General features: G+C 50.9%; 17 protein-coding genes and 1 tRNA gene. 11 read left to right on the forward strand and 7 right to left on the reverse strand.

All coding sequences use genetic code 11. The features are described 5' to 3' along the window. Positions 1–6: 6 nt before the first annotated feature. The 5 genes from OOJ60_RS13190 to brxL all read left to right on the forward strand — a co-directional run bounded on the left by OOJ60_RS13190 (position 7) and on the right by brxL (position 10,434). Positions 7–471, forward strand: a complete 465-nt coding sequence (locus tag OOJ60_RS13190; RefSeq protein WP_137675670.1) for a hypothetical protein — start codon at positions 7–9, stop codon at positions 469–471. A 16-nt stretch (positions 472–487) separates the two neighbouring features. Beyond that, a complete protein-coding gene (locus OOJ60_RS13195; RefSeq protein WP_205612705.1) occupies positions 488–3,490 on the forward strand; it encodes a reverse transcriptase domain-containing protein in 3,003 nt (1,000 codons plus the stop codon). Next, positions 3,490–5,295 carry a BREX-1 system adenine-specific DNA-methyltransferase PglX gene (pglX, locus tag OOJ60_RS13200; RefSeq protein WP_205612706.1) on the forward strand — a complete coding sequence of 602 codons (1,806 nt, stop codon included), beginning with the start codon at positions 3,490–3,492 and terminating at the stop codon, positions 5,293–5,295. The genes OOJ60_RS13195 and pglX overlap by 1 nt, the downstream gene beginning before the upstream one ends. Positions 5,296–5,512: 217 nt before the next feature. Continuing rightward, positions 5,513–8,116, forward strand: coding sequence for a BREX-1 system phosphatase PglZ type A (gene pglZ / locus OOJ60_RS13205; protein ID WP_205612707.1), 2,604 nt, complete (start codon positions 5,513–5,515; stop codon positions 8,114–8,116). 257 nt (positions 8,117–8,373) lie between these two features. After that, a complete protein-coding gene (brxL, locus tag OOJ60_RS13210) occupies positions 8,374–10,434 on the forward strand; it encodes a protease Lon-related BREX system protein BrxL (RefSeq protein ID WP_205612747.1) in 2,061 nt (686 codons plus the stop codon). A 106-nt stretch (positions 10,435–10,540) separates the two neighbouring features. Here the strand turns inward: brxL and OOJ60_RS13215 are convergent, their stop codons facing one another. Both OOJ60_RS13215 and OOJ60_RS13220 read right to left on the reverse strand, forming a co-directional pair. Then, a complete protein-coding gene (locus OOJ60_RS13215; RefSeq protein ID WP_205612708.1) occupies positions 10,541–11,791 on the reverse strand; it encodes a tyrosine-type recombinase/integrase in 1,251 nt (416 codons plus the stop codon). A gap of 198 nt (positions 11,792–11,989) precedes the next feature. Then, positions 11,990–12,074 (reverse strand) — tRNA-Leu (locus OOJ60_RS13220). Between the two features lie 198 nt (positions 12,075–12,272). On the opposite strand from OOJ60_RS13220, the gene ahr reads away from it, so the two are divergent. Further along, entirely contained in the window at positions 12,273–13,292 is a 1,020-nt protein-coding gene (ahr, locus tag OOJ60_RS13225; RefSeq protein ID WP_205612709.1) for an NADPH-dependent aldehyde reductase Ahr, read from the forward strand. A gap of 135 nt (positions 13,293–13,427) precedes the next feature. After that, positions 13,428–14,930 carry a helicase HerA-like C-terminal domain-containing protein gene (locus tag OOJ60_RS13230; protein WP_042289380.1) on the forward strand — a complete coding sequence of 501 codons (1,503 nt, stop codon included), beginning with the start codon at positions 13,428–13,430 and terminating at the stop codon, positions 14,928–14,930. Between the two features lie 79 nt (positions 14,931–15,009). On the opposite strand, the gene lptG is transcribed toward OOJ60_RS13230, so the two are convergent. From lptG to ytgA, 3 genes are all read right to left on the reverse strand, one after another. Beyond that, a complete protein-coding gene (lptG, locus tag OOJ60_RS13235; RefSeq protein WP_042289381.1) occupies positions 15,010–16,092 on the reverse strand; it encodes an LPS export ABC transporter permease LptG in 1,083 nt (360 codons plus the stop codon). Further along, positions 16,092–17,192 carry an LPS export ABC transporter permease LptF gene (gene lptF / locus OOJ60_RS13240; RefSeq protein ID WP_042289383.1) on the reverse strand — a complete coding sequence of 367 codons (1,101 nt, stop codon included), beginning with the start codon at positions 17,190–17,192 and terminating at the stop codon, positions 16,092–16,094. The genes lptG and lptF overlap by 1 nt, the downstream gene beginning before the upstream one ends. Before the next feature lie 62 nt (positions 17,193–17,254). Further along, positions 17,255–17,305, reverse strand: coding sequence for a protein YtgA (gene ytgA, locus OOJ60_RS13245; protein WP_211180521.1), 51 nt, complete (start codon positions 17,303–17,305; stop codon positions 17,255–17,257). A 153-nt stretch (positions 17,306–17,458) separates the two neighbouring features. On the opposite strand from ytgA, the gene pepA reads away from it, so the two are divergent. The 3 genes from pepA to OOJ60_RS13260 all read left to right on the forward strand — a co-directional run bounded on the left by pepA (position 17,459) and on the right by OOJ60_RS13260 (position 22,389). Further along, the gene (pepA, locus tag OOJ60_RS13250; RefSeq protein ID WP_060570896.1) at positions 17,459–18,970 is read left to right on the forward strand and encodes a leucyl aminopeptidase; all 1,512 of its coding nucleotides are present in this window, start codon (positions 17,459–17,461) and stop codon (positions 18,968–18,970) included. A gap of 120 nt (positions 18,971–19,090) precedes the next feature. Further along, positions 19,091–19,534, forward strand: a complete 444-nt coding sequence (gene holC, locus OOJ60_RS13255; protein WP_042289386.1) for a DNA polymerase III subunit chi — start codon at positions 19,091–19,093, stop codon at positions 19,532–19,534. Continuing rightward, positions 19,534–22,389 carry a valine--tRNA ligase gene (locus OOJ60_RS13260; RefSeq protein WP_205612710.1) on the forward strand — a complete coding sequence of 952 codons (2,856 nt, stop codon included), beginning with the start codon at positions 19,534–19,536 and terminating at the stop codon, positions 22,387–22,389. Before holC ends, OOJ60_RS13260 begins: the two co-directional genes overlap by 1 nt. Positions 22,390–22,474: 85 nt before the next feature. Here the strand turns inward: OOJ60_RS13260 and OOJ60_RS13265 are convergent, their stop codons facing one another. Then, positions 22,475–23,674, reverse strand: a complete 1,200-nt coding sequence (locus tag OOJ60_RS13265) for a YjgN family protein (protein WP_205612711.1) — start codon at positions 23,672–23,674, stop codon at positions 22,475–22,477. 186 nt (positions 23,675–23,860) lie between these two features. Between OOJ60_RS13265 and OOJ60_RS13270 the strand changes: the two genes are divergently transcribed. Next, entirely contained in the window at positions 23,861–24,361 is a 501-nt protein-coding gene (locus tag OOJ60_RS13270) for a GNAT family N-acetyltransferase (protein WP_200035685.1), read from the forward strand. 6 nt (positions 24,362–24,367) lie between these two features. On the opposite strand, the gene OOJ60_RS13275 is transcribed toward OOJ60_RS13270, so the two are convergent. Continuing rightward, positions 24,368–25,198 (reverse strand): topoisomerase II, encoded by an 831-nt coding sequence (locus OOJ60_RS13275; RefSeq protein WP_199957024.1) that lies wholly within the window; start codon positions 25,196–25,198, stop codon positions 24,368–24,370. Between the last annotated feature and the right edge of the window lie 65 nt (positions 25,199–25,263).

Consider the following 25,263-nt stretch of genomic DNA (forward strand, 5'->3'; position numbering starts at 1 on the left):
CAGATAATGTCAAACTCTAACCTTCACAAATTGACTCGCGCCGAGTTAGCCGACATCTATGAAAAGTTGGTGCTCTATTACGAGCAGCACCAGGGGCTAACATCTGAACTGTTATCAACCCAGGTTAAAGGATATCGCAAGTTAAAGAGTGGACTTAGTCTACAAATCCAGCCTTTCTCGACTGAAAAAGAACTGGCGACATCAACCCTACCTACTGCAGATAACAAGCAAAATCTGATCTGGTTCCATAACGCGAAGAGTAACATTTTAAAGAGTATTTTTTACCATCTGCGAAATGCAGCTGCTCATGCCGATATTGAACGAGTTGCAGGAAATCCAATCTGGTATCACATTGAACATCGTTATAAAGGCCAGCTAAAACTCTTCTGTCAAATGAAAAAGACTGACTTCTGGTGCTTTGTTGATACAGCTAAAAATCTGAAAAAAAAAGCAGTAGCAAAACGAAAATAGGGAAAGGAGACACGATATGGGTTTTACATTAGAAGATTTAGGGCTCGCTTATCGTAAGGCTAAAGTAGACCTCTATTACTCGACAACTCCGTCGCTATTTGCCATTGCTGACTACGAGGATAAGCTGCAGGTTAACCTCACTGATTTGCAAGAACGAATCAATGGAGAAGATCAAGATTGGATACACAACCCAGATTTTCTAGGGGGTTGGTCTCTGGTCCCAAAAGCCATTAAAACGGAGAAAACAGATGACAGCACAGGACTAATTTTCGCATCACCCGATGATGAATGGCAGAAGATAATAGAAGCTGGAAAAGAAGTCACAGCAGAATTTCGTTTGATGGCCTGCTGCAGTTTGGACTTCCATGTCCTTTCAGCTCTTTGGATGCTCAAGGTGGGTTCGCTTTTTGATAAAAAACTCAGTAGCAATGTTTATGGCAGCCGATTACGCCGTAATCGCCATGATCAAATTAACGAACTAGCACTGGGATCATTTACCCCTTACCTCAAACCTTTTCGCGACTGGCGTGATGGCGGCATTAACGCTATGCGTTCAGCACTGCAAGATAAAAAAGAGGTCTTAGCTCTTACAGCTGATGTGAGCAGTTTTTTCCATGAACTAAATCCCGGTTTTATGCAAGATCCGGCCTTTATAAAACTGATCGGCGTCGAATTGGATCAGAGTCAGACGAGACTGCACCAATTGTTTATTACTGCACTGGAAGCCTGGGCAAAACTAACACCACTCGGAAAAGGCTTACCCGTTGGTTTGCCAGCCTCTGCTGTTGTTGCCAATGCAGCACTCTTTAAGCTCGATCAGTTTATCGAACAGCAGGTTGTTCCACTCTACTATGGTCGCTATGTGGATGACATCCTGTTAGTGATGGAAAATACCAATAAGATAAAAAATACGTATCAGTTCTGGGATTGGATCTTCAATCGGGATGGGGGCAAAGAGTTATTTAAGTGGGAACATATGGATAACCCAAAAGAACAGGCTATCCTTTTCAAGCCTGATTACCTTGAAACATGTTCCAGCCGTATCGTGTTTACAAACAACAAAAATAAATTATTCGTTCTGTCTGGCGCGGCTGGTATTGCTTTGGTCAATGCTATCTCTGAGCAGATTAATCAACGTGCAAGCGAATGGCGCTCTTTACCAAACCTTCCTGATTCAGCCGAATCAGTGGCAACCGATCTGCTTAAAGCAACCAGTCATATTGGTGAACAAGCCGATAATCTGCGTAAAACTGATGCTTTAACCCTGCATCGAGCTAGCTTCGCTCTCAATCTGCGTGACTATGAAGCTTATGAACGCGACCTTCTGCCTGATGCTTGGAAAGAATACCGCCATGCTTTTTTCGATGCGGTAACAGGTCATTTGCTTACGCCAATAAAGTTTTTCGAACTGGCTCAATACCTACCACGTATCATTCGAATGGCAGTCGCTTGTGAAGATTTTAGCTATCTTGATAAAATGATTAAGGCTCTTAATAAGCTAACGGAAAAGGTCAAAGATCATTGCACTATATCGATTAAGGGTCTGCAGTCTTCCTTGCAATATCAACAACATGATTGGTGGAACACACTTTACGATGCTGTTGCTGAAAGCATTATTTCGTCTTTTCCACACAAGCTATGTGGTGAAGGAAAGGTTGCCTGGGAGGAATTCCGTAATACCTTACAGTTTAAAAAGCACTTAGAGTCTAGTCTGTTTAAACTTCTCGGCCGCAATGTCTTACAGGGAGCTCATGCTCGGCTATTCAGTTACGATCTAGCGCATATTCCACTTCGCTTCATCGGCCTGCCCAAAGAGATGGTGAGCCAGCGAGGCATCATTGCACGCAATAAATTAATCACCTCAGATGCACATGAGTTACTTCCTTGCAATATAACGGAAGGTATCCGTATTCTCGTGGATTGGCTCAAATTTAAAAGAGGGATCCCGGCAGGTCTAAATTTCGCTACTCGCCCTTTTAGCCTCAATGAGTTGTATTTGATAGCACCAGATCCGTTTAATTCGCTTCACTGCGCTAAGCTGAGCCAGGTGATGCAGGCTTTACGTGGTTTTGAGCTGACCAAGCACAAAATGCCGCATTGGAATAACGGTAAGAAAATACTTCAGATCCCTGATGGCGAACCTAAGTCCAAGCATACAATCGCGGTATCTAGCTGGGAAACTAGTGGGCCGAGTTTTGTCGCAGCGGTGATGAACAAACCCGATCCTGATAGTCGTCGCCGTTATCAGCGACTCAGTCGTCTAATCAATGAACTGATCTCCAGACCTGATAATAGTGGATATCTCATTTTACCGGAGCTGGCTTTACCACCGCAGTGGTTTATCCGCATAGCCCACAAACTTAAGGGGCGTGGTATTTCATTTATCAGTGGTGTGGAATATCTGCATGCTCCGAAAAAGCGCGTACGTAATCAGGTATGGGCCTCGCTGAGTCATGATGGTCTGGGCTTCCCATCTCTGATGCTCTACCGACAAGATAAGCAGCGACCTGCATTACATGAAGAACAGGAGCTCTTCCGCCTCGCAGGTCTTGAATTAAGTCCTACCACACAATGGACACAACCACCGATAGTGCAACATGGCGATTTTCGTTTTGCACTAATGATCTGCAGTGAATTAACCAATATTCGCTACCGGGCCGATCTGCGCGGTAAAGTCGATGCGTTATTTGTACCAGAATGGAACCCTGATACCGACACGTTTAATGCATTGGTGGAATCCGCTGCACTTGATATCCATGCCTACATCATCCAGTGTAATAATCGCCTTTATGGGGATAGCCGTATTCGTGCACCATACAAAGAACGCTATCAACGCGACTTAATGCGCGTGAAAGGTGGTAATCACGATTACTGTATCACCGGTGAAATTGACATAACCGCATTGCGCCGGTTCCAGTCCAGCCACCGTTCACCTGGAAAACCCTTTAAGCCCGTTCCGGATGGATTTGCTCAGGATATGGCATATAGCAGAAAAGAATTACCTAAAGGAGACTCGTAATGAGCCAAAGAGATAGAAAAAATACAAACAAACTTTTGTATCGCGCCCCGGCTGCAGATTTCGAAAAGATTCCTGGTAACCCAATTGCATACTGGTTTTCTAAAGAAGCTGTTTCTATCAGTGAGAAAAACCCTACCTTATCCTCTATCTCAGAAGCTAAGTCGGGAATGTCATCGTGTAACTCTGAACTATTCTTGCGGATGTGGTTTGAGGTTTCTTCAAGTGATCTCAATAGAGTAGCCTGTTCGCATGACGATGCAATGAACTCAGGTAGTCGATGGTTTCCTTACAATAAAGGTGGTGGAAATAAACGTTGGTATGGTTATAACGAGACAGTCATAAATTGGAAAAATGAAGGTCAGGATATAAAACAATTTGTTGTTAATAACCCCAAGGATCCTAATACAACGCATTGGTCCAGACGATTATTTAACTTAGATTATTTTTTCTGTCCGGGGATTACATGGTCTGCAGTTGCTTCAGGCAGCTTTTCATGTCGAGAAGTTAACATCGGGATTATTCCTGGAACTGGCAGTAAAACGCTTTATGGTTTGGATGGACAAGAAAAATTAATACTTGCGTTCCTAAATTCTAAAGTAGCATCTTATTATCTTTCCGTTTTCTCTCCGACATTAAATTTTGAAGCAGGTGACGTTGGTAAGATTCCAGTCATGATGTCTGTCGATAAAGATAAAATAAAATCCAGTAATTTGGTTGAAATTGCTAAACTTGACTGGGATTCATATGAGGAGTCATGGGGTTTTTCAAAATTGCATCTTTTAAATTTTGACCTGCCTATACAAAGTTTAAAGCTTACCTATCGAAAACTACGACTTAAGTGGCACGATATGACGCAGGAAATGCAACGTCTCGAAGAAGAAAATAATCGCTTATTTCTCGATGCCTACGGCTTGCAGGATGAACTCACGCCAGAAATATCACTAAGCGAAATTACTCTAACATGCAACCCATACTATCGCTACAGCGCTAATCTCACTGACCATGAACGAGAAAAACGTTTGCAAAGCGATACCCTATCCGAGCTTATTTCTTATGCTATCGGCTGCATGATGGGCCGCTTTTCTCTTGATCGTGAAGGTTTGGTTTATGCCCGTAGTAGTAACGAAGGATTCAATACTCTTGTCGAAGAGGGTGCTTTTACCCGTTTTCCTGCCGACAGCGATGGTATTCTACCGCTGACCTCTGAAGCCTGGTTTGAAGATGATGTTGCCGCTCAGGTTGTAGAATTTGTCCGCACAGTCTGGGGAATTGAGCATCTGGAAGAAAACCTGCAATTTATTGCCGATAGCCTGTGCTTAGCTGCGATCAAGCCAGTGAAAAAAGGAGGAGAAACCTCACGCGAGACTATTCGCCGCTATCTCTCGACCCAATTCTTTAAAGACCACCTGAAGACCTATAAAAAACGCCCGATCTACTGGCTATTTAGTTCAGGTAAAGAGAAAGCCTTTGAATGTCTGGTCTACTTGCATCGCTATAATGAAACTACCCTCCCGCGCATGCGTACCGAGTATGTCACGCCTCTGCTCGGCCAAATGGATAGCCGTATTGACCGCCTACGTCTGCAACAGAATGAAGCAGAAACAGCCGAAGCCAAACGCATCGGTAAAGAGATCGATAGCCTGACCAAACAGATTACCGAGCTGCGTTCTTTTGACGACCAGCTCAAACACTATGCTGATATGAAGATCCAGCTCGATCTCGACGATGGCGTTAAAATCAACTACGCCAAGTTCGGTACTTTATTAGCTGAAGCGAAAGCTATTACTGGCGATAAAGCCGAGTAATTTCAAAAGGATAAAGCGGGTACGCTTATGTCTCCGCTTTATCACTTTGTTCTCACTATTCCCCTGTACAAATCAGTTAGATTAGATATTGAATCTTTAGCATGTGGGATTCAGTCACTCACCAACGTTCAGAGTTGGTATAATCATCTTCAACATTACACGCTACCGCCGATTCACAGCCATGGTGCTGATGGCTTAATTATTCCGAGACGTACTGATGGATATCACTCAGCTTCAAACCGGGCTTAACAACAAATTCACCGCAGATCGGATTGTTTTCTGGCACGACCCAGAACAGAGCTTTACTGCACAGCTTACAGAGCTCACCATACTGTGGAACGGGTTGCCAGTAACAGTGCTCAATATGGCAGAGCAGTCACAGCTTCAAACTCGCAAACGCATTGAAATCGATGAACCCATGCAGGGGTTCCTTCTCTACTGGCCCAGTTCAGAACCATCACCAGCTAAAGACTGGTTGCTCGATATACGTCGTTATAGCACCACTTTTTATGCTGATGCAGCCTCAATTCTGCTTAATGACCTCGGTCTCGCCAATATGGCGCTCCGCGACCACATCGCGTCACGTAAAAGCTTTTTCGCCAACAAAGAGCGTACTGCTGCCTTTAAACGTCGCCTGGACGGCCGTGGCGGTATAGAAGATCCGCTATCACTTGATATGAAGATGATAAGTGTCGTGCTGGCCTGTCATGCTCAGATTGCCGAAATAATGAAAAGCATTGGCGATCGGTTACTTGAGAATGCTGAAACCGCTCTTGCTCCGCTAGAACAGCATGGATTGCTGCCTGGATTTTGGCATCTAATGAACCTTGAATATGGATACCATACAGCTGAAGGGACAGAACCGTCACTACGCGAACTGATTCGTAAGTTACTAGTGAGTGAATGCTACGAACAGCTTGATACCAAAGAGCGCCCTGTCTGGCTACAGTCACAACTATTAGCCACTCCCACCGGACGTGCGAATGCTATGGCTCTGCTATCTGGTTGGCGTGATTCTAACCAGTACAGCAGCAATTTTGCCGACATATCTGCACAGGTAGCGGATCAGCTCGAACTTGCTTCACGCCTGACAGCGCAAGATATCTGGCTCTGGGGAGAAGTCGAAGGCTTTGAAGCGGTAGAACAAGGTTTGATCCGTGAGCTGATTTCTGGATTAAACAACGGTGACTTGAAACTGAATCGAGTAGAGTTTGCCCAACTAATCTCTCGTCGTCGACATGGATTCTGGGCCAGAACTGTACCTAAATATGCATATATTTACCAGGCGCTGCAACAAGCTGAATTGTTGCTAGAACTACGCCGTTCGAAACCGGATGGTTTTCATTACACTTCAGCGCAAGAAATGTATCTTGCCTATGAAGCTGAATTGTTCCAGTTTGATGCAGCCTATCGCCTGTTTAATGAAGCGCTATTACATCTGCAAGGACAGTCAGTAGAAGTGCTGGCAGTACTGGCCAGTAAAATCGAAGATTTGTATGTGAACTGGTATCTGTACCAACTGGGACTGACATGGGATGGCTTGCTAGTTAAAGAGCAGTTGCTTGATAACTGGCAACTTGGCCTCCCTTCTCAGCATCGCTTCTATGATACAGTCATAAAACAACGCTTTGCCCAAAGCGGCGTCAAGCGCCAGTTTGTTATTATCAGTGATGCCTTGCGCTATGAAGTTGCTCATGAGCTCCAGGGACAGATAAATGAAGCCAAGCGCTTCACTGCGCAGCTCAAGAGCCAGCTCGGGGTACTACCTACCTACACGCAACTTGGCATGGCCGCCTTACTCCCACATCAGCAACTAGACTATGCCGCTACCAACTCAACAGTATTAGTAGATGGACAGAGCAGCGCGGGTTTAGAAAATCGCAGCACTATTTTAAGTAAGGTAGGTGGTATAGCGATTTCGGCCAAAAGTCTGCTGAGCTGGACCCGGGCAGAAGCTAACGAGGCGGTTGGTGACGCAAAGGTAATCTACGTCTATCACGATGTCATCGATGCTCAGAGTGAATCTCAGAAAAGTGAGCTCAAGACATTCATTCATGCCCGCCAGGCTATAGACGAACTGAATGGACTCATCAACAAAATTATCAATGGGTTTGGCGTTACTCGCGTAGTTATCACAGCCGATCATGGATTCTTATTCCAACAGGCCTCAGTTGAAAACGGGGTAAAATCGCCTCTGAAACACGAACCATCTGGAACTCTGGAAGCTTCAAAACGCTATCTCCTTGGTCGCAATTTACCAACAAACGAAGATGTCTGGCATGGGCAATTGCGTAATGTTGTTGGTGGTAACTCTGATGTGGAATTCTGGCTTCCGAAAGGAGTGAGTCGTTTCCATTTTGTTGGTGGAGCCCGCTTCGTCCATGGTGGTGCAATGTTGCAAGAGGTCTGTGTTCCAATACTTGAAGTACAAGAGCTGCGTGGCAAGAAACAAACTCTGCATGAAAAAACCAAAGTCGACATAGTTCCGGCATACCAACCCATTAAGCTGGTAAATCTGATCGATAAAATCCGCTTCCTGCAGACCGATGCCGTCGATGAACGTCATAAATCAAGAATGGTTCGTTTCTCGGTGGTAGATAGTTCAGAACAAACCGTGTCAGCTATTGAGAAGCTACTCTTTGAAGCGACCTCAAGTAATCTGGATCAGCGCCAGCAAGACGTGCGTTTAAAACTGACCGGTGCTCAATTTGACCGCAAGGCGCAGTACCAATTGCTGCTCGTTGATGATGAGGATGGTATTGAAATGGCACGCTATCCAGTCACTATTGATTTGGCAATACAGGATGAATTCGGTTTTTAATGGCTCGCAAAATAGCGATCCTGCGGATGTGAAAAGTAAATTCTAATGTTGGGTGCCAGCTAATCAGTACCCGGGAGCAATACCAGATGCCACATGATGAGATAAATCCTACTGAAGGTGAGTTTGTAGGAAAGGAAACCGCACAAGAGCCAGCGGTGAATGTCACACATATCACGAACAATGTAGTGATCCAGCAGATGGACGTTTACACGGAGAAGCTTGCCCAGCCGAGCGGAACTACTGTTGATGAGGCTTCTATGCTCAGCATTGACGATGAGTTATCTCAGCATGCCAGCATGGATCTTGATGCCCGTCTGAATCGTTACTTTAAGGGTAAAGTTGTCCGTAAGGATTTGACCAAACAGCTAAAAGAAGGGGCTAATGTCCCTGTCTATGTACTGGAGTATCTGCTCGGTATGTACTGTGCTTCAGACGATGATGAAGTGGTACGTGAAGGTCTGGAAAACGTCAAAAAAATCCTCGCTGAGAACTATGTTCGCCCGGATGAGGCTGAGAAAGTAAAATCTCTGATTCGTGAGCGTGGTAGCTTTAAAGTGATCGATAAAATCGGAGTAAAGCTCAACCAGAAGAAAGATGTCTACGAAGCTCAGCTTTCGAACCTCGGTATCAAAGATGCCGTGATCCCCGCCAACATTGTTAAAGCTAACGAGAAGCTACTCACCGGGGGAATCTGGTGTATCGTTACTCTTAACTATTTTTATGAGGAAGGGCAAAGAATTTCGCCCTTCTCAATTTTCAACCTTAAGCCTATCCAGATGCCCTCCATGGATATGGAAGAGCTTTTTGCCGCCCGGGCTAATTTCTCAACAGACCAATGGCTGGATACCCTGATCCGCTCTATCGGCATGGAGCCAACCAATCTGAAGCAACGGGTGAAGTGGCACCTGTTGACGCGGATGATCCCCTTTGTTGAGAACAACTATAACGTCTGCGAACTCGGCCCACGTGGTACCGGTAAAAGCCACGTCTATAAAGAGTGCTCGCCTAATTCATTACTAGTCTCAGGTGGCCAGACGACAGTCGCCAATCTGTTTTACAACATGAGTTCCCGGCAGGTTGGGCTGGTAGGCATGTGGGATGTGGTAGCTTTTGACGAAGTGGCTGGTATTACCTTCAAAGATAAAGATGGTGTCCAGATCATGAAGGATTACATGGCATCGGGCTCTTTTTCCCGTGGCCGTGATTCTATCGAAGCCAAAGCATCCATGGTATTTGTCGGCAACATAAACCAAAGCGTAGAAACGTTAGTCAAAACCAGTCACCTCCTGGCACCTTTCCCGGAAGCGATGATCGATACAGCCTTCTTTGACCGTTTCCATGCCTATATCCCAGGCTGGGATATCCCTAAGATGCGGCCTGAATTTTTTACCAATAACTACGGTCTGATCACCGACTATCTGGCCGAATATATGCGAGAAATGCGCAAGCGTAGCTTCTCTGATGCTATCGACCGCTTCTTTAAACTCGGGAACAACCTCAACCAACGTGATGTAATCGCAGTACGCCGCACGGTCTCAGGTTTGCTCAAATTACTGTATCCTCATGGTGTGTTTGGTAAAGAGGAGGTACGTCCTTGTCTCACCTACGCATTAGAGTTACGTCGTAGAATCAAAGAGCAGTTGAAAAAACTAGGCGGCATGGAGTTTTTCGATGTGCATTTCAGCTATCTCGACAACGAAACTCTTGAAGAGTTTTTCGTCAATGTACCTGAGCAAGGCGGGAGCCAGTTGATCCCCGAAGGTCTGAGTAAACCGGGAGTTGTGCACATGGTTACCAAGGGTGTTACTGGTCAACTGGGTCTTTATCGCTTCGAGACTCAAATGACCCCTGGTAATGGTAAACACACGACATCTGGCCTAGGCTCCAATACTCCAGCAAAAGAAGCCATCCGTGTAGGTTTTGATTATTTCAAGGGCAATCTGAACCGTATCAGTGCCAGCTCCAAATTTTCTGAGCATGAATACCATCTGCATGCCGTTGAGTTACATAACTCAGGCTCTAGTACCAAAACCAGCCTAGCAGCATTAGTAGCCTTCTGTTCCATTTTGATGGGCAAGCCAGTGCAAGAACAGATGGTCGTGCTCGGGGATATGACACTTGGTGGTGTGGTGAATCCGGTTGAAGATCTGGCGGGTAGTTTGCAACTAGCAATGGATAGTGGGGGCAAACGCGTGCTGCTGCCGATGGCATCAGCTTCTGATATCCCGACTGTGCCTGCTGAAATTTTCTCCAAATTCCAAATCAGTTTCTATGCAGATCCGGTGGATGCTGTGTATAAAGCATTAGGTGTTCAATAACGTCTAACTCATCATCAGAAACAAATAATGGGCAAAATGCCCATTATTTGTTTTAAAAACAGGGCGTGAAGATAGAACTACTTAATTCCCAATGGCGTTACTTTTTTTATTTTTTCGCAAAATCAAACGGATTAACCACCTTCTCCCTATTCGCATCCAGAAAATCAGCCCACCACTGCAACATTAGCCTCCTCTCCCCCAGATGCTCTGCCTTATGAATGTAAGCCGCACGCACAGTGTTACGCTCTTGGTGACTCATCTGCCTTTCCACCGCATCTCTCGACCACAATCCTGACTCAATCAGCGAGCTGCAAGCCATCGTCCTGAACCCGTGCCCACACACTTCCGTTTTCGTATCATAGCCCATCACTCGCAAAGCCTTGTTAACCGTATTCTCACTCATCGGCTTACGCGGATCGTGATCGCCCACAAAGATCAGCTCTCGGTTTCCATTCATGTTTTTGATCTTTTCCAAAATAGCTAAGGCTTGCCGCGACAAAGGAACAAGATGAGGCGTCCGCATCTTTGAACCACGCTGAGAATGTTTAACACCGTCCAACGGTTCACGCTCACCGGGGATCGTCCACATGGCCGTTTCAAAATCTACTTCTGACCAACGGGCAAAACGCAGCTCGCTTGAACGGATGAAAACCAACAAAGTGAGTTCAACAGCCAATCGGGTTAACGGCCTGCCTGAGTAATGATCAATACGATGAAGTAGTTCAGGAATGCGATTGAGCTCGAGCGCAGCACGATGCTGCCTTTTCGCCGTAGCAACCGCACCGGCAATTTCTTGTGCAGGGTTGTAGTCGATTAAACCGCTCTGTACAGCAAAGCGCATGATCGCGGTAGTACGCTGCTGTAAACGGGCGGCAACTTCGAGCCGCCCGGATGACTCGACGGCTTTGATGGGTACAAGCAGATCCCGTGTCTTCAATTCAGCAATGTTCCGCTTACCAATAGCAGCAAAGAGATTATCTTCCAGGCTTTTCAATACACGAGCACTATGCGATGCCGACCACTTCTGATTACTGGCATGCCAGTCTCTGGCTACCACTTCAAACGTTATCGCCTCTTGCTCCAGCTCTACCTTAACAGCTTTCTTGTTCTCACTGGGATCGACACCATTCGCTAACAGCTTACGGGCTTCATCCCGGCGTGCCCGGGCATCCGCCAGCGAGACTTCGGGGTATTTCCCCAACGCCAGCATCTTTTCTTTGCCGCCGAAGCGATAACGAAGCCGCCAGTATTTGGAGCCGTTAGGATGAACAAGCAAAACCATGCCTTCACCATCAGTAAGTTTATAAGCTTTTGCTTCAGACTTAGCCGAACGAACCTTCACATCACTCAGAGCCATGATGAGTATCCTTTCAAGGGTTCTGTGTGGGTACAAACATTATCGAACCGGGATATACCCGCAGATGTACCCGCATCAGTAAGTTGATGTAGATTGAATCAGGTTGACTTAGGTTGAATGAAAAAGCGAGGAAAGCCTTGCGGATACTGGATTTCAGGCACAAAAAAAGACGTCCGTTGACGTCTATTGATGTTCCGATGGTGCCGAAGGCCGGACTCGAACCGGCACGTATTTCTACGGTTGATTTTGAATCAACTGCGTCTACCGATTTCGCCACTTCGGCACTGAAGAGGTATGCGGAAAACGTTGTGGATTATACCTGTCGCTCGCAACCATGCAAGCAGTAGCATCTGCCTTGTTCACTAAGTGTTGAAAAAATCAGCACACCTTCCCCTTCTGACGCCAATATCCCCCCTTCTGCGAAGCATCGCGGTTTTCCATGCTCTACACTTCCAGTTCAACACCACACGAGGGAAACACGATGTCGATGATAAAAAGCTATGCCGCGAAAGAAGCGGGCAGCGAACTCGAACTCTTTGAATATGATGCGGGTGAACTCAAGGCAGAAGATGTCGAGGTACAGGTGGACTACTGCGGTATCTGCCATTCCGATTTGTCGATGATCGATAACGAGTGGGGTATGTCGAGCTACCCGCTGGTGGCGGGACATGAGGTGATTGGTCGCGTGGCGGCCCTCGGCAGCGCGGCGCAGGATAAAGGGCTGAAGGTCGGTCAGCGCGTTGGCATTGGCTGGACAGCGCGCAGCTGCGGGCATTGCGACGCCTGTATCAGCGGTAACCAGGTCAATTGTCTGGAAAGCGCCGTCCCTACCATTTTGAATCGCGGCGGCTTTGCCGAGAAAATTCGCGCAGACTGGCAATGGGTGATTCCGCTGCCGGACAGCATTGATATTGAATCCGCAGGCCCACTGTTGTGCGGCGGCATCACGGTATTTAAACCGCTGCTGATGCACCACATTACTGCCACCAGCCGTGTTGGGGTAATCGGTATTGGCGGGCTCGGGCATATCGCCATCAAGCTCCTGCATGCGATGGGTTGCGAAGTGACCGCGTTTAGCTCCAATCCGGCGAAAAAGCAGGAAGTATTGGCAATGGGTGCCGATAGCGTGGTGAACAGCCGCGATCCCGAAGCGCTGAAAGCACTGGCTGGACAGTTCGATCTGATCATCAACACCGTCAACGTCGATCTCGACTGGCAACCGTATTTTGAAGCGCTGGCCCACGGCGGCAACTTCCACACCGTCGGTGCGGTGCTGAAGCCGCTGCCTGTCCCGGCGTTTACCCTGATTGCTGGCGATCGCAGCATCTCCGGCTCGGCAACAGGTACGCCTTTTGAACTGCGTAAGCTAATGAAGTTCGCCGGTCGCAGCAAGGTTGCGCCCACCACCGAACTGTTCCCCATGTCGCAAATCAACGAGGCTATCCAGCACGTTCGTGAAGGCAAAGCCCGTTATCGCGTGGTGCTTAAAGCCGACTTTTAATCGCTTCTACCGGGCGGCATTCGCTGCCCGGTCCTCTCCTCCTCTTTGGAACCCTCCTCGCAATCTGTTGAATAAAGCGGTGAAGAGTGCCGCACGGTTGCCTATACTCGACGCAGGATAAACGGAGGAAATCTCATGAGCGCACCCTTGTTAATTGCCCGCACGCCGGACACCGAACTGTTTTTACTGCCTGGTATGGCGAACCGTCACGGCCTGATTACCGGGGCGACAGGGACAGGGAAAACCGTCACGCTGCAAAAGCTCGCCGAGTCGCTATCCGGCATCGGCGTACCGGTATTTATGGCGGATGTTAAAGGCGATCTCACCGGGGTGGCTCAGGAAGGACAAGCCTCTGAGAAGTTGCTTGCCAGGCTGCAAAACATCGGCGTCAGCGACTGGCAGCCGCATAATAACCCGGTGGTGCTGTGGGATATCTTTGGCGAGAAGGGACATCCGGTACGCGCCACGATCTCGGACCTCGGACCGCTACTACTGGCGCGCCTGCTGAATCTCAATGAGGTGCAGTCCGGCGTGCTGAACATCATCTTCCGCATTGCCGACGATCAGGGATTTTTACTGCTCGATTTTAAAGACCTGCGGGCGATTACCCAATATATCGGCGATAACGCGAAATCCTTCCAGAATCAGTATGGCAATATCAGCAGCGCTTCCATCGGCGCGATCCAGCGCGGCCTGTTGACTTTAGAACAACAGGGGGCGAACCATTTCTTCGGCGAGCCGATGCTCGACATCAAAGACTGGATGCGCACCGATGCCAGCGGTAAAGGGATCATCAATATCCTTAGCGCCGAAAAACTCTACCAGATGCCGAAACTCTATGCCGCCAGCCTGCTGTGGATGCTCTCTGAGCTTTACGAGCAACTGCCGGAGGCGGGCGATCTGGAAAAACCGAAGCTGGTGTTCTTTTTCGACGAAGCGCATTTGCTGTTCAACGATGCGCCAGAGGTGCTGCTGGATAAAATCGAACAGGTGATCCGCCTCATCCGTTCGAAGGGCGTTGGCGTCTGGTTCGTCTCACAGAATCCCGCTGATATCCCGGATAACGTGCTCGGTCAACTGGGCAATCGTGTCCAGCACGCCCTGCGGGCCTTTACGCCGAAAGATCAAAAAGCGGTGAAAACCGCCGCGCAAACCATGCGCGCCAATCCAGCGTTCGACACGGAAAAAGCCATTCAGGAACTGGGCACCGGCGAAGCGCTGATCTCCTTCCTGGATGCCAAAGGTAGTCCATCGGTGGTGGAGCGGGCAATGGTGATTGCCCCCTGCTCGCGTATGGGGCCAGTCACTGACGACGAGCGCAACGGGCTGATAAACCACTCTTCACTCTATGGAAAATATGAAGAAGAACGGGATCGCGAATCGGCGTTTGAGTTACTGCAAAAGGGTGTTCAGGCCGCGACTGAAGAGCAAAACGCGCCTGCAGCGAAAGGCAAAGAGGTAGCGGTTGACGATGGTATCCTGGGCGGGTTGAAGGATATTTTGTTTGGCAGCACCGGTCCGCGCGGCGGCAAGCGCGACGGCGTGGTACAAAGCGTAGCGAAAAGCGCAGCGCGACAGGTTACCAATCAGATCATTCGCGGGATGCTGGGAAGCCTGTTGGGCGGCAGAAAGCGTTAGCCTGACGGACACTGAACGCTGCACCCATTGTGCCCGGCAAGCGTAGCGCCACCGGGCAATCACAAGGATAAAACTGCGGTTACGACTTGCGCATCATCAGCCACAGGCTTATCAAGAAGAACGAAGCGCTCGGCAACAGCGCGCCGACAACCGGCGGTATACCGTAAACCAGCGTCAACGGGCCGAAGATCTGGTCCAGCACATAAAAGACGAAACCAAAGCTGATGCCGGTGACCACACGCACGCCCATCGGTACGCTACGCAGTGGACCGAAGATAAACGACAGGGCCATCAGCATCATTACCGCCACGGACAACGGCTGGAAGATTTTGCTCCACATATTGAGCTGGTAGCGTCCGGCGTCCTGGCCGCTCGACTTCAGATACTTCACGTAGTTGTGCAGGCCGCTAATGGAAAGCGCATCCGGGTCCAGCGCCACCACGCCCAGTTTGTCCGGCGTGAGGTTGGTTTTCCATATACCGCTCACCGTCTGAGAGCCAGTAATCTGTTTAGGATCCTGCAGGTTCGACTCGTCCACCTGCGACAGACGCCAGACCTTCTCGTCCGGGTCGAACGTCGCGGAGGCCGCGTAGCGAACAGACTGCAAACGGCGCTGATCGTTAAAGGCGTAAATACTGATGCCGCCTAACTCTTCTTCACCTTTTACCCGTTCGATATAAACAAAACTGTTGCCGTCTTTCGCCCATAACCCCTGCTGGGTGGAAAGCAGCGAACCGCCGTACATCGCCTGCGCACGGTAATTACGCGCCATCTGTTCGCCCTGCGGCGCGACCCATTCGCCGATAGCCATGGTCAGCAGCACCAGCGGAATCGCGGTTTTCATGACGGAAAGCGCGACCTGCATCCGGGTGAAGCCGGAGGCCTGCATCACCACCAGTTCGCTGCGCTGGGCCAGCATGCCGAGGCCCAGCAGCGCGCCAAGCAGCGCGGCCATCGGGAAGAAGATCTGGACATCTTTCGGCACGCTGAGCAGGGTATACATCCCGGCACCCAGCGCATCGTAGTTCCCCTGCCCGGCCTTTTTCAGCTGGTCGACGAACTTGATGATGCCAGAGAGCGACACCAGCATGAACAGCGTCATCATGATGGTGGTAAATATGGTTTTACCGATATAGCGGTCAAGGACACCAAATGGCTGCATCACACCGCTCCTTTACGTGAAAAACGGGCGCGCAGTCGGCGCACCGGCACGGTATCCCACAGGTTCAGGCCAATGGCTAACGCCAGATACACCAGGTTGACCAACCACATCCAGATAGCCGGATCCAGCTTGCCTTTACCGCCGTTGGATTTCAGCGAGGTCTGGATCAGGAAGAACATCAGGTACAGCAACATCGCCGGTAACATCGAGAGCACACGTCCCTGGCGCGGGTTTACCACGCTCAGCGGCACAACCATCAACGCCATCATAAATACTGTGAATACTAATGTGATACGCCAGTGCAGCTCGGCACGGGCGCGATCGGTGTCGGTCGTCCACAGCGTGCGCATGTCCATCTGGTCGGTATCGTTCGGATCCAGCGCAACCGCCTGATGACCGATAATCGCCCGATAATCCTGGAAGTCAGTAATACGGAAATCGCGCAATAGCGCGGTGCCTTCGAAGCGGGTGCCTTTATTCAGCGTGACCACCTGGGAGCCGTCGCGCAGTTGGGTCAAGTGTCCGGAATCTGCCACGACCACGGATGGACGCGCGTTGCCTTTCGGGCGAATTTGCGCCAGGAACACATCCTTAAAGTCGCTGCCGTCTACGCTTTCGATAAACAGCACCGAGCTGCCGTTGGTCGCCTGCTGGAATTGTCCCTGCGCCAGCGCGGCCATACCCGGGTTGGCTTTGGCTTCCGCCAGCACTTCGTCCTGATGTTTTGACGACCACGGTCCCGCCCACATGACGTTGACCGCGGCGATGATCCCGGTGAACAGCGCCAGTATCATGGCGGCTTTGACCAGCACAGCCTTGCTCAGACCGCAGGCGTGCATGACCGTAATTTCGCTTTCGGTATAGAGTTTGCCCAGCGTCATCAAAAGCCCGAGGAACAGGCTGAGGGGCAGGATGAGCTGCGCCATTTCAGGTACGCCAAGCCCCAGAAGCGAGAGCACCAGATTTGCCGGAATGTCACCGTCAACCGCCGCGCCGAGGATCCTCACCAGCTTCTGACAGAAAAAGATCAGAAGCAGGATAAAGAGAATCGCCAGTTGGCTCTTGAGCGTCTCCCGCACCAGATATCTTATGATTATCACTTTAAATACGCCCGTAAAAACTCGTCTTTTGCAGGAATTTAGCTTGTTTCATGGCTTATCCGTCATTTATTCTCTTGAGTCGTCGAAATCGTCGCTAAAATTATTATACTCAGCGGATTCGCCGCTCAGAACGCGTTCTGACGTGCCAATGCCGTAATAACGTTAAGATTAACACGAAGTCACCGCAACAGCGGACATGAGTTACGAAAGCTTGCAATTCTAACCGCAGGTGCCGCCGTTGTCTTTAAGATTCAGGAGCGTAGTGCATGGAGTTTAGTGTAAAAAGCGGTAGCCCGGAGAAACAGCGGAGTGCCTGCATCGTCGTGGGCGTCTTTGAACCACGCCGCCTTTCTCCGATTGCAGAACAGCTCGATAAAATCAGCGACGGGTACATCAGTGCCCTGCTGCGCCGTGGCGAACTGGAAGGAAAACCGGGGCAGACGTTGTTACTGCACCATGTTCCAAACGTTCTGTCCGAGCGTATCCTCCTCATCGGTTGTGGCAAAGAGCGCGAGCTGGATGAACGTCAGTATAAGCAGGTTATTCAGAAAACGATAAATACCCTGAATGATACCGGCTCAATGGAAGCCGTCTGCTTCCTGACAGAACTGCACGTCAAAGGCCGCAACAATTACTGGAAAGTGCGTCAGGCGGTGGAAACCGCGAAAGAGACCCTTTACAGCTTCGATCAACTGAAGACCACCAAAAGCGAGCCGCGTCGCCCGTTACGTAAAATGGTCTTTAACGTGCCGACCCGCCGCGAACTGACCAGCGGCGAGCGCGCCATTCAACACGGTCTGGCAATCGCCGCCGGGATCAAAGCGGCGAAAGACCTCGGCAATATGCCGCCAAATATCTGTAACGCCGCCTACCTGGCGTCACAAGCGCGCCAGCTGGCTGACAGTTACAGCAAAAACGTTGTAACCCGTGTCATTGGCGAACAGCAGATGCGCGAACTGGGGATGTGCGCCTATCTCGCGGTCGGACACGGCTCCCAGAACGAATCGCTGATGTCGGTCATTGAATACAAAGGCAGTCCGGACGAAGACGCGCGCCCGATTGTGCTGGTCGGGAAAGGTTTGACCTTTGACTCTGGCGGTATCTCCATCAAACCAGCCGAAGGCATGGATGAGATGAAGTACGACATGTGCGGCGCAGCGGCAGTTTACGGCGTAATGCGTATGGTCGCTGAACTGCAACTGCCAATTAACGTCATTGGCGTGCTGGCGGGATGTGAAAACATGCCGGGCGGTCGCGCCTATCGTCCGGGCGACGTGCTGACAACCATGTCCGGTCAGACCGTCGAAGTGCTGAACACCGACGCCGAAGGCCGTCTGGTGCTCTGTGACGTGTTAACCTACGTTGAGCGTTTTGAGCCGGAAGCGGTGATTGACGTCGCGACTCTGACCGGCGCCTGCGTGATTGCGCTGGGCCACCACATCACCGGACTGATGTCGAACCATAATCCGCTGGCGCACGAGCTTATCGGCGCGTCCGAGCAAGCGGGCGATCGCGCATGGCGTCTGCCGCTGGGTGACGAGTTCCAGGAGCAACTGGAGTCTAACTTTGCCGATATGGCGAACATTGGCGGACGTCCGGGTGGGGCGATTACCGCGGGCTGCTTCCTGTCGCGCTTTACCCGTAAGTACAACTGGGCGCACCTGGATATCGCCGGTACGGCCTGGCGCTCCGGAAAAGCAAAAGGCGCAACCGGTCGTCCGGTAGCACTGCTGTCGCAGTTCCTGCTGAACCGTGCGGGTTTTAACGGCGACGAGTAATTGTTGTCTGTTGCCCGGTGGCGCTATGCTACCGGGGCGACGTAAAAATGCTGATTGCAGGCCGGATAAGCATCGCGCCATCCGGCTTTGCATATAAATCCACAACAAGAAGCCCCCTATATGAGAAACGCAACGTTCTACCTTCTCGACAACGACAACACCGTGGACGGCCTCAGCGCCGTCGAACAGTTGGTGTGTGACATTGCCGCAGAACGTTGGCGCAGCGGCAAGCGCGTACTGATCGCCTGCGAAAACGAAAAGCAGGCGCTGCGTCTGGATGAAGCGCTATGGGCAAGACCTGCGGAAAGCTTTGTTCCGCACAATCTGGCCGGGGAAGGCCCGCGCGGTGGCGCGCCGGTCGAAATCGCCTGGCCGGAAAAGCGCAACAGCAGCCCACGCGATCTGCTCATCAGCCTGCGCGTCGGCTTTGCAGATTTTGCCACCGCTTTCACAGAAGTGATAGACTTCGTTCCTCACGAAGATTCTCTGAAACAATCCGCACGCGAGCGCTACAAAGCCTACCGCGTGGCGGGTTTTAACCTGAATACGGCAACCTGGAAATAATGGAAAAGACATACAACCCGCAAGATATCGAACAGCCGCTTTACGAGCACTGGGAAAAGCAGGGCTATTTCAAACCCAATGGCGATGAAAGCCAGGAGAGTTTCTGCATCATGATCCCGCCGCCGAACGTCACCGGCAGTTTGCATATGGGTCATGCTTTCCAGCAAACCATCATGGACACCATGATTCGCTACCAGCGTATGCAGGGCAAAAACACCTTGTGGCAGGTCGGCACCGACCACGCCGGTATCGCAACCCAGATGGTGGTTGAGCGTAAAATTGCCGCAGAAGAAGGGAAAACCCGTCACGACTACGGCCGTGACGCCTTCATTGATAAAATCTGGCAGTGGAAGGCGGAATCCGGCGGCACGATCACTCGCCAGATGCGCCGTCTCGGCAACTCCGTAGACTGGGAGCGCGAGCGCTTCACTATGGACGAAGGTCTTTCTAATGCCGTGAAAGAAGTGTTCGTCCGTCTGTACAAAGAAGACCTGATCTACCGCGGCAAACGCCTGGTGAACTGGGACCCGAAGCTGCGCACCGCGATCTCTGACCTCGAAGTGGAAAACCGCGAGTCGAAAGGCTCCATGTGGCATATCCGCTATCCGCTGGCCGACGGCGCCAAAACCGCCGACGGTAAAGATTATCTGGTGGTCGCAACCACCCGTCCGGAAACGCTGCTGGGCGATACCGGCGTGGCCGTGAACCCGGAAGATCCGCGTTATAAGGATCTGATTGGCAAGTTCGTGGTGCTGCCGCTGGTGAACCGCCGTATTCCGATTGTCGGCGACGAACACGCCGACATGGAAAAAGGCACCGGCTGCGTGAAGATCACCCCGGCGCACGACTTTAACGACTACGAAGTGGGCCGTCGTCACGCTCTGCCGATGATCAACATTCTGACTTTCGACGGTGACATCCGTGAAAGCGCGGAAGTGTACGACACCAAAGGCAACGAGTCTGACGTTTACTCAAGCGATATCCCTGCTGAGTTCCAGAAGCTGGAACGCTTCGCCGCACGTAAAGCGGTGGTTGCCGCTGTAGACGCGCTGGGCCTGCTGGAAGAAATTAAACCGCACGATCTTACCGTGCCGTACGGCGATCGCGGCGGCGTGGTTATCGAACCGATGCTGACCGACCAGTGGTACGTCCGCGTCGACGTGCTGGCCAAACCGGCGGTAGAAGCGGTTGAAAACGGCGATATTCAGTTTGTGCCGAAGCAGTATGAAAACATGTACTTCTCCTGGATGCGCGATATTCAGGACTGGTGTATTTCCCGTCAGCTGTGGTGGGGTCACCGTATCCCGGCATGGTACGACAACGAAGGCAACGTTTATGTCGGCCGCAGCGAAGACGACGTGCGTCAGGAAAATAACCTGTCCGCCGACGTTGCGCTGCGTCAGGACGACGACGTCCTGGATACCTGGTTCTCTTCCGCGCTGTGGACCTTCTCCACCCTCGGCTGGCCGGAAAACACCGACGCGCTGCGTCAGTTCCACCCAACCAGCGTAATGGTGTCCGGCTTCGACATCATCTTCTTCTGGATCGCCCGCATGATCATGATGACCATGCACTTCATCAAAGATGAAAACGGCAAGCCGCAGGTGCCGTTTAAGACCGTCTACATGACGGGGCTTATCCGCGACGACGAAGGCCAGAAGATGTCCAAGTCCAAGGGTAACGTGATCGATCCGCTGGATATGGTGGACGGCATCTCCCTGCCGGAACTGCTGGAGAAACGTACCGGCAATATGATGCAGCCGCAGCTGGCAGAGAAGATCGCCAAACGCACCGAGAAGCAGTTCCCGGACGGCATTGAACCGCACGGCACCGACGCCCTGCGCTTCACCCTGGCGGCGCTGGCGTCAACCGGTCGCGACATCAATTGGGATATGAAGCGTCTGGAAGGCTACCGTAACTTCTGTAACAAGCTGTGGAACGCCAGCCGTTTTGTCCTGATGAATACCGAAGATCAGGACTGCGGTTTCAACGGCGGTGAAATGACGCTGTCGCTGGCAGACCGTTGGATCCTCGCGGAATTCAACCGGACCGTAAAAGCGTACCGTGAAGCGCTGGACAGCTTCCGCTTCGACATTGCCGCAGGCATTCTGTATGAATTCACCTGGAACCAGTTCTGTGACTGGTATCTTGAGCTGACCAAGCCGGTAATGAACGGCGGTACAGAAGCAGAACTGCGCGGCACCCGCCATACGCTGGTGACTGTACTGGAAGGTCTGCTGCGCCTGGCACATCCGATCATTCCGTTCATTACGGAAACCATCTGGCAGCGCGTGAAGGTGATTTGCGGCATTAACGCAGACACTATCATGCTCCAGCCGTTCCCGGCTTATGACGCCTCTCAGGTTGACGAAGCGGCGCTGGCGGATACCGAATGGCTGAAGCAGGCGATCGTGGCTGTACGTAATATCCGTGCGGAAATGAACATCGCGCCGGGCAAACCGCTGGCGCTGCTGCTGCGCGGTTGTAGCGAAGATGCCGTTCGTCGCGTGAACGACAACCGTAGCTTCCTGCAAACGCTGGCGCGTCTGGAAAGCATCACCGTACTGCCTGTGGATGATAAAGGTCCGGTTTCCGTAACCAAGATTATCGACGGCGCCGAGCTGCTGATCCCAATGGCGGGCCTGATCGACAAAGAGGCCGAACTGGCGCGTCTGGCGAAGGAAGTGGCGAAGGTGGAAGCCGAAATTGGCCGTATTGAAGGCAAACTGGCCAACGAAGGCTTTGTGGCGCGCGCACCGGAAGCGGTGATCGCCAAAGAACGTGAGAAGCTGGAAGGCTACGCCGAAGCGAAAGCCAAGCTGATTGAGCAGCAGGCGGTGATTGCCGCACTGTAAGCAGACAGCCGGACAACGAGGCAGAATGTCTTGTCCGGCTCACAAGATTAAAGCCGGAGAAGCGGTCACGCCATCCGGCTTTTTTTTACATAAAATAGAGCGTCGGCATCACGCCGCGGGACAGGCGCGACACCAGACCGTTATCTAGCCGCTCATCGCTGTCGCTCAGCGCCAGCGTATCCAGATCGCCCACCACGCAGGTGTTCTCCGCCAGCCATTTAATCACCCACACGCGCAGCAGCGGATAGGCCAGCCCGCCGGTAATCCCTGAAATCAGATACAGGCCGCCCAACCGGTACACCATCCCATGCCAGCTCAGCGTAGAGCGAAAACGGATATGTTCGTCGGCAAGTTGCAGGTTATTGAGGAAATGGTTACGAAACGCGACGATGAGATAGCTGGTCGATACCGCAAAGCCCAGATAATAAATAATCTGCATCATCATAATCTGTCGTTGGTATTCGATAAGAATTAGCGTCTCTATCTCGTCTTCCGACATCCCCGTCACGTCCAGTTCTGCGGCGGATTTGATCAACGCAACGGCCATAAAACCGATCACCGTGAGAAACGGAATTAACGCCGCCATTGCCAGAATCGCCGACTTAATGCAGTGCCGGAGGTTAACCTGTACCGAAAAACGGTGGATGCCAAAACTGCCACCCTCACCCACCATTGTCATCAGGCGACTGTAGAGAAAGCCGCTGATCGTGCCCATTCCCGCCAGCGATATCAGACCCAGCGCAATCGCCGAAAAAATAATTTCGCCCAAACTTTCGCGCGGGCAAACCCGGTACAGGCAATAAACCACCACGACCAGTGCCAGTATCAACAATACCGGCAGAAACAGCAGATTCCACATCGCCTTCACAGAAGAAAATCGAAAGCCAAAGCGAACGCCGTTCAGCGAGGTCATCATCGCCTGACATTGCAGATTTTTCATCATCAGTATGGGAAGCGATAAGATCAGCAGCGCCAGAATCATCGCGCCAACCGCAACGTACTCCATGCTAATAAATCCGACACCTGCGATATATATCACCACCAACATTAGCCAGCTCAGGAATATATCGCCACCTTTCATGTTCCAGCTAAAGGGTTGGCCGTTTAGCGTCATGTTGGCATAAATATAGCGGCGGCATTTCATTAGCGCCCAAGGCAAATAAATACCCAGCGTAATTAAAACCAGTAATGAATTGACAAGACAAATAAGAAAATAGCTACCGCCATCGCCGCGAAAATGAAAACGATGAGACGGAGGCTCACTCTTTATAAGATTTTCCTGCATATTAGATCCCTGAAAAATTGTTCCTTAAAAATGCACATAATTAGCAGGCAATAGTTTACCTGTAAAAGAATAATACCTTATTCATGTTTTGATTTACATAATTCCTACGCGCGATAAGGCGCTTGCATCACTTAGCGGAGGGTGCTATTAGTGCGGATTATTTGCGTAATTTATCCGGATTGTACAATGAATGCTGTCGACTTTTCCCCCACCTTACGTCGCCTGACGGCTAACGATAATCAGGCAATTGCCGCCGTTATCCGCCAGGTTTCCGCCGAATATGGCCTTACTGCTGACAAAGGCTACACCGTTGCCGATCCGAATCTGGATGCGTTATATCAGCTGTATTGCCAGCCGGGTCACGCCTACTGGGTGGTGGAGTGTCAGGGTGAAGTGGTGGGCGGCGGCGGGATTGCGCCGTTGACCTGTAGCGAACCGGACATTTGCGAGCTGCAAAAAATGTACTTTCTGCCGACCATTCGAGGGAAGGGGCTCGCTAAGAAACTGGCGCTGATGGCGCTGGACCACGCCCGTGAGCAGGGATTCAAACGCTGTTATCTCGAGACCACGGCTTTTCTGCGCGAAGCCATCGGCCTGTACGAACATCTAGGGTTTGAGCATATCAGCGAGCCGCTGGGCTGTACCGGGCACGTCGACTGCGAAGTGCGGATGCTCAAACCCCTGTAAGCGCCGCTACTGCATTTCAGGGGATACCGAAAGTCGAATGACGCCAGCGGCGTTGGCTGCTGGCAACGTCAGAACTTCCGTCCACATGTCCTGCACCAGATTGCAGGCAATTTTCTCTTTGCCTATCCCTTTCTGCGGTTCCGCCATAATTTGCAAATCATCGCCATAGCGTTGCGCCAGCGTCGGCACCACGTTGCGCAGGTCCTGCAACGCCTGTTGCTTTTCGGCATCCGTCACCGTGTGTTTATTCGGCCCATAGGCTGCGCGCATCATCGCCACGTCACTGTCCATCCGGCGTTTGATGATCTCGGGTGAGATCATCCGCATCGGATTAATACCGCCCTTCACCGCCGGAAAGAGGAAACGAAAACACGCGTCATCCCCCTTTTTCTGCACAGCAGCAATCTGCTCCAGATTGATTTTCATGTAGTTAATGACATTATCATCCGGCGCGTTTTGCAGGCGCGCCATCTGGATCTGCAATATCTGCGGTTGCACAGTATCAATTAATTGCTGCTCAGATTTTCCTTCTTTACGCATCTGAACAGCCTGATCGCGGATACGATTCCAGAGTTCAGGCTCCTGCTCTTTCAAAACCTGCATGGTCGGCAGCGTGGTCATCGCCTCATTAAACTGCTGTTCTTCGCTCTGCCCCGTCGCCGCTTTTTCGCGTGGGATCAGATAGTGAACGTCAAATAAATTCCACGCCACGATCGCCACAATAAAAATTACCGCGCCGGAGACTTTCCCGACCCACCCCTTTTTACGAAACAGGCCAATGACGATAGCGAGAATCGCGCCAACGTAGCCTGCGAGTATGACATGTGTCCAGTTCATCGGTATTCCTTGCCTGCGCGTGAGGGATCCGCGCGTAAAAGAGAGCCATTTTTCACGTCTTTCGT

The sequence above is a fragment of the Citrobacter sp. R4 genome (assembly GCF_026719175.1).
Classification (GTDB): domain Bacteria; phylum Pseudomonadota; class Gammaproteobacteria; order Enterobacterales; family Enterobacteriaceae; genus Citrobacter_A; species Citrobacter_A sedlakii.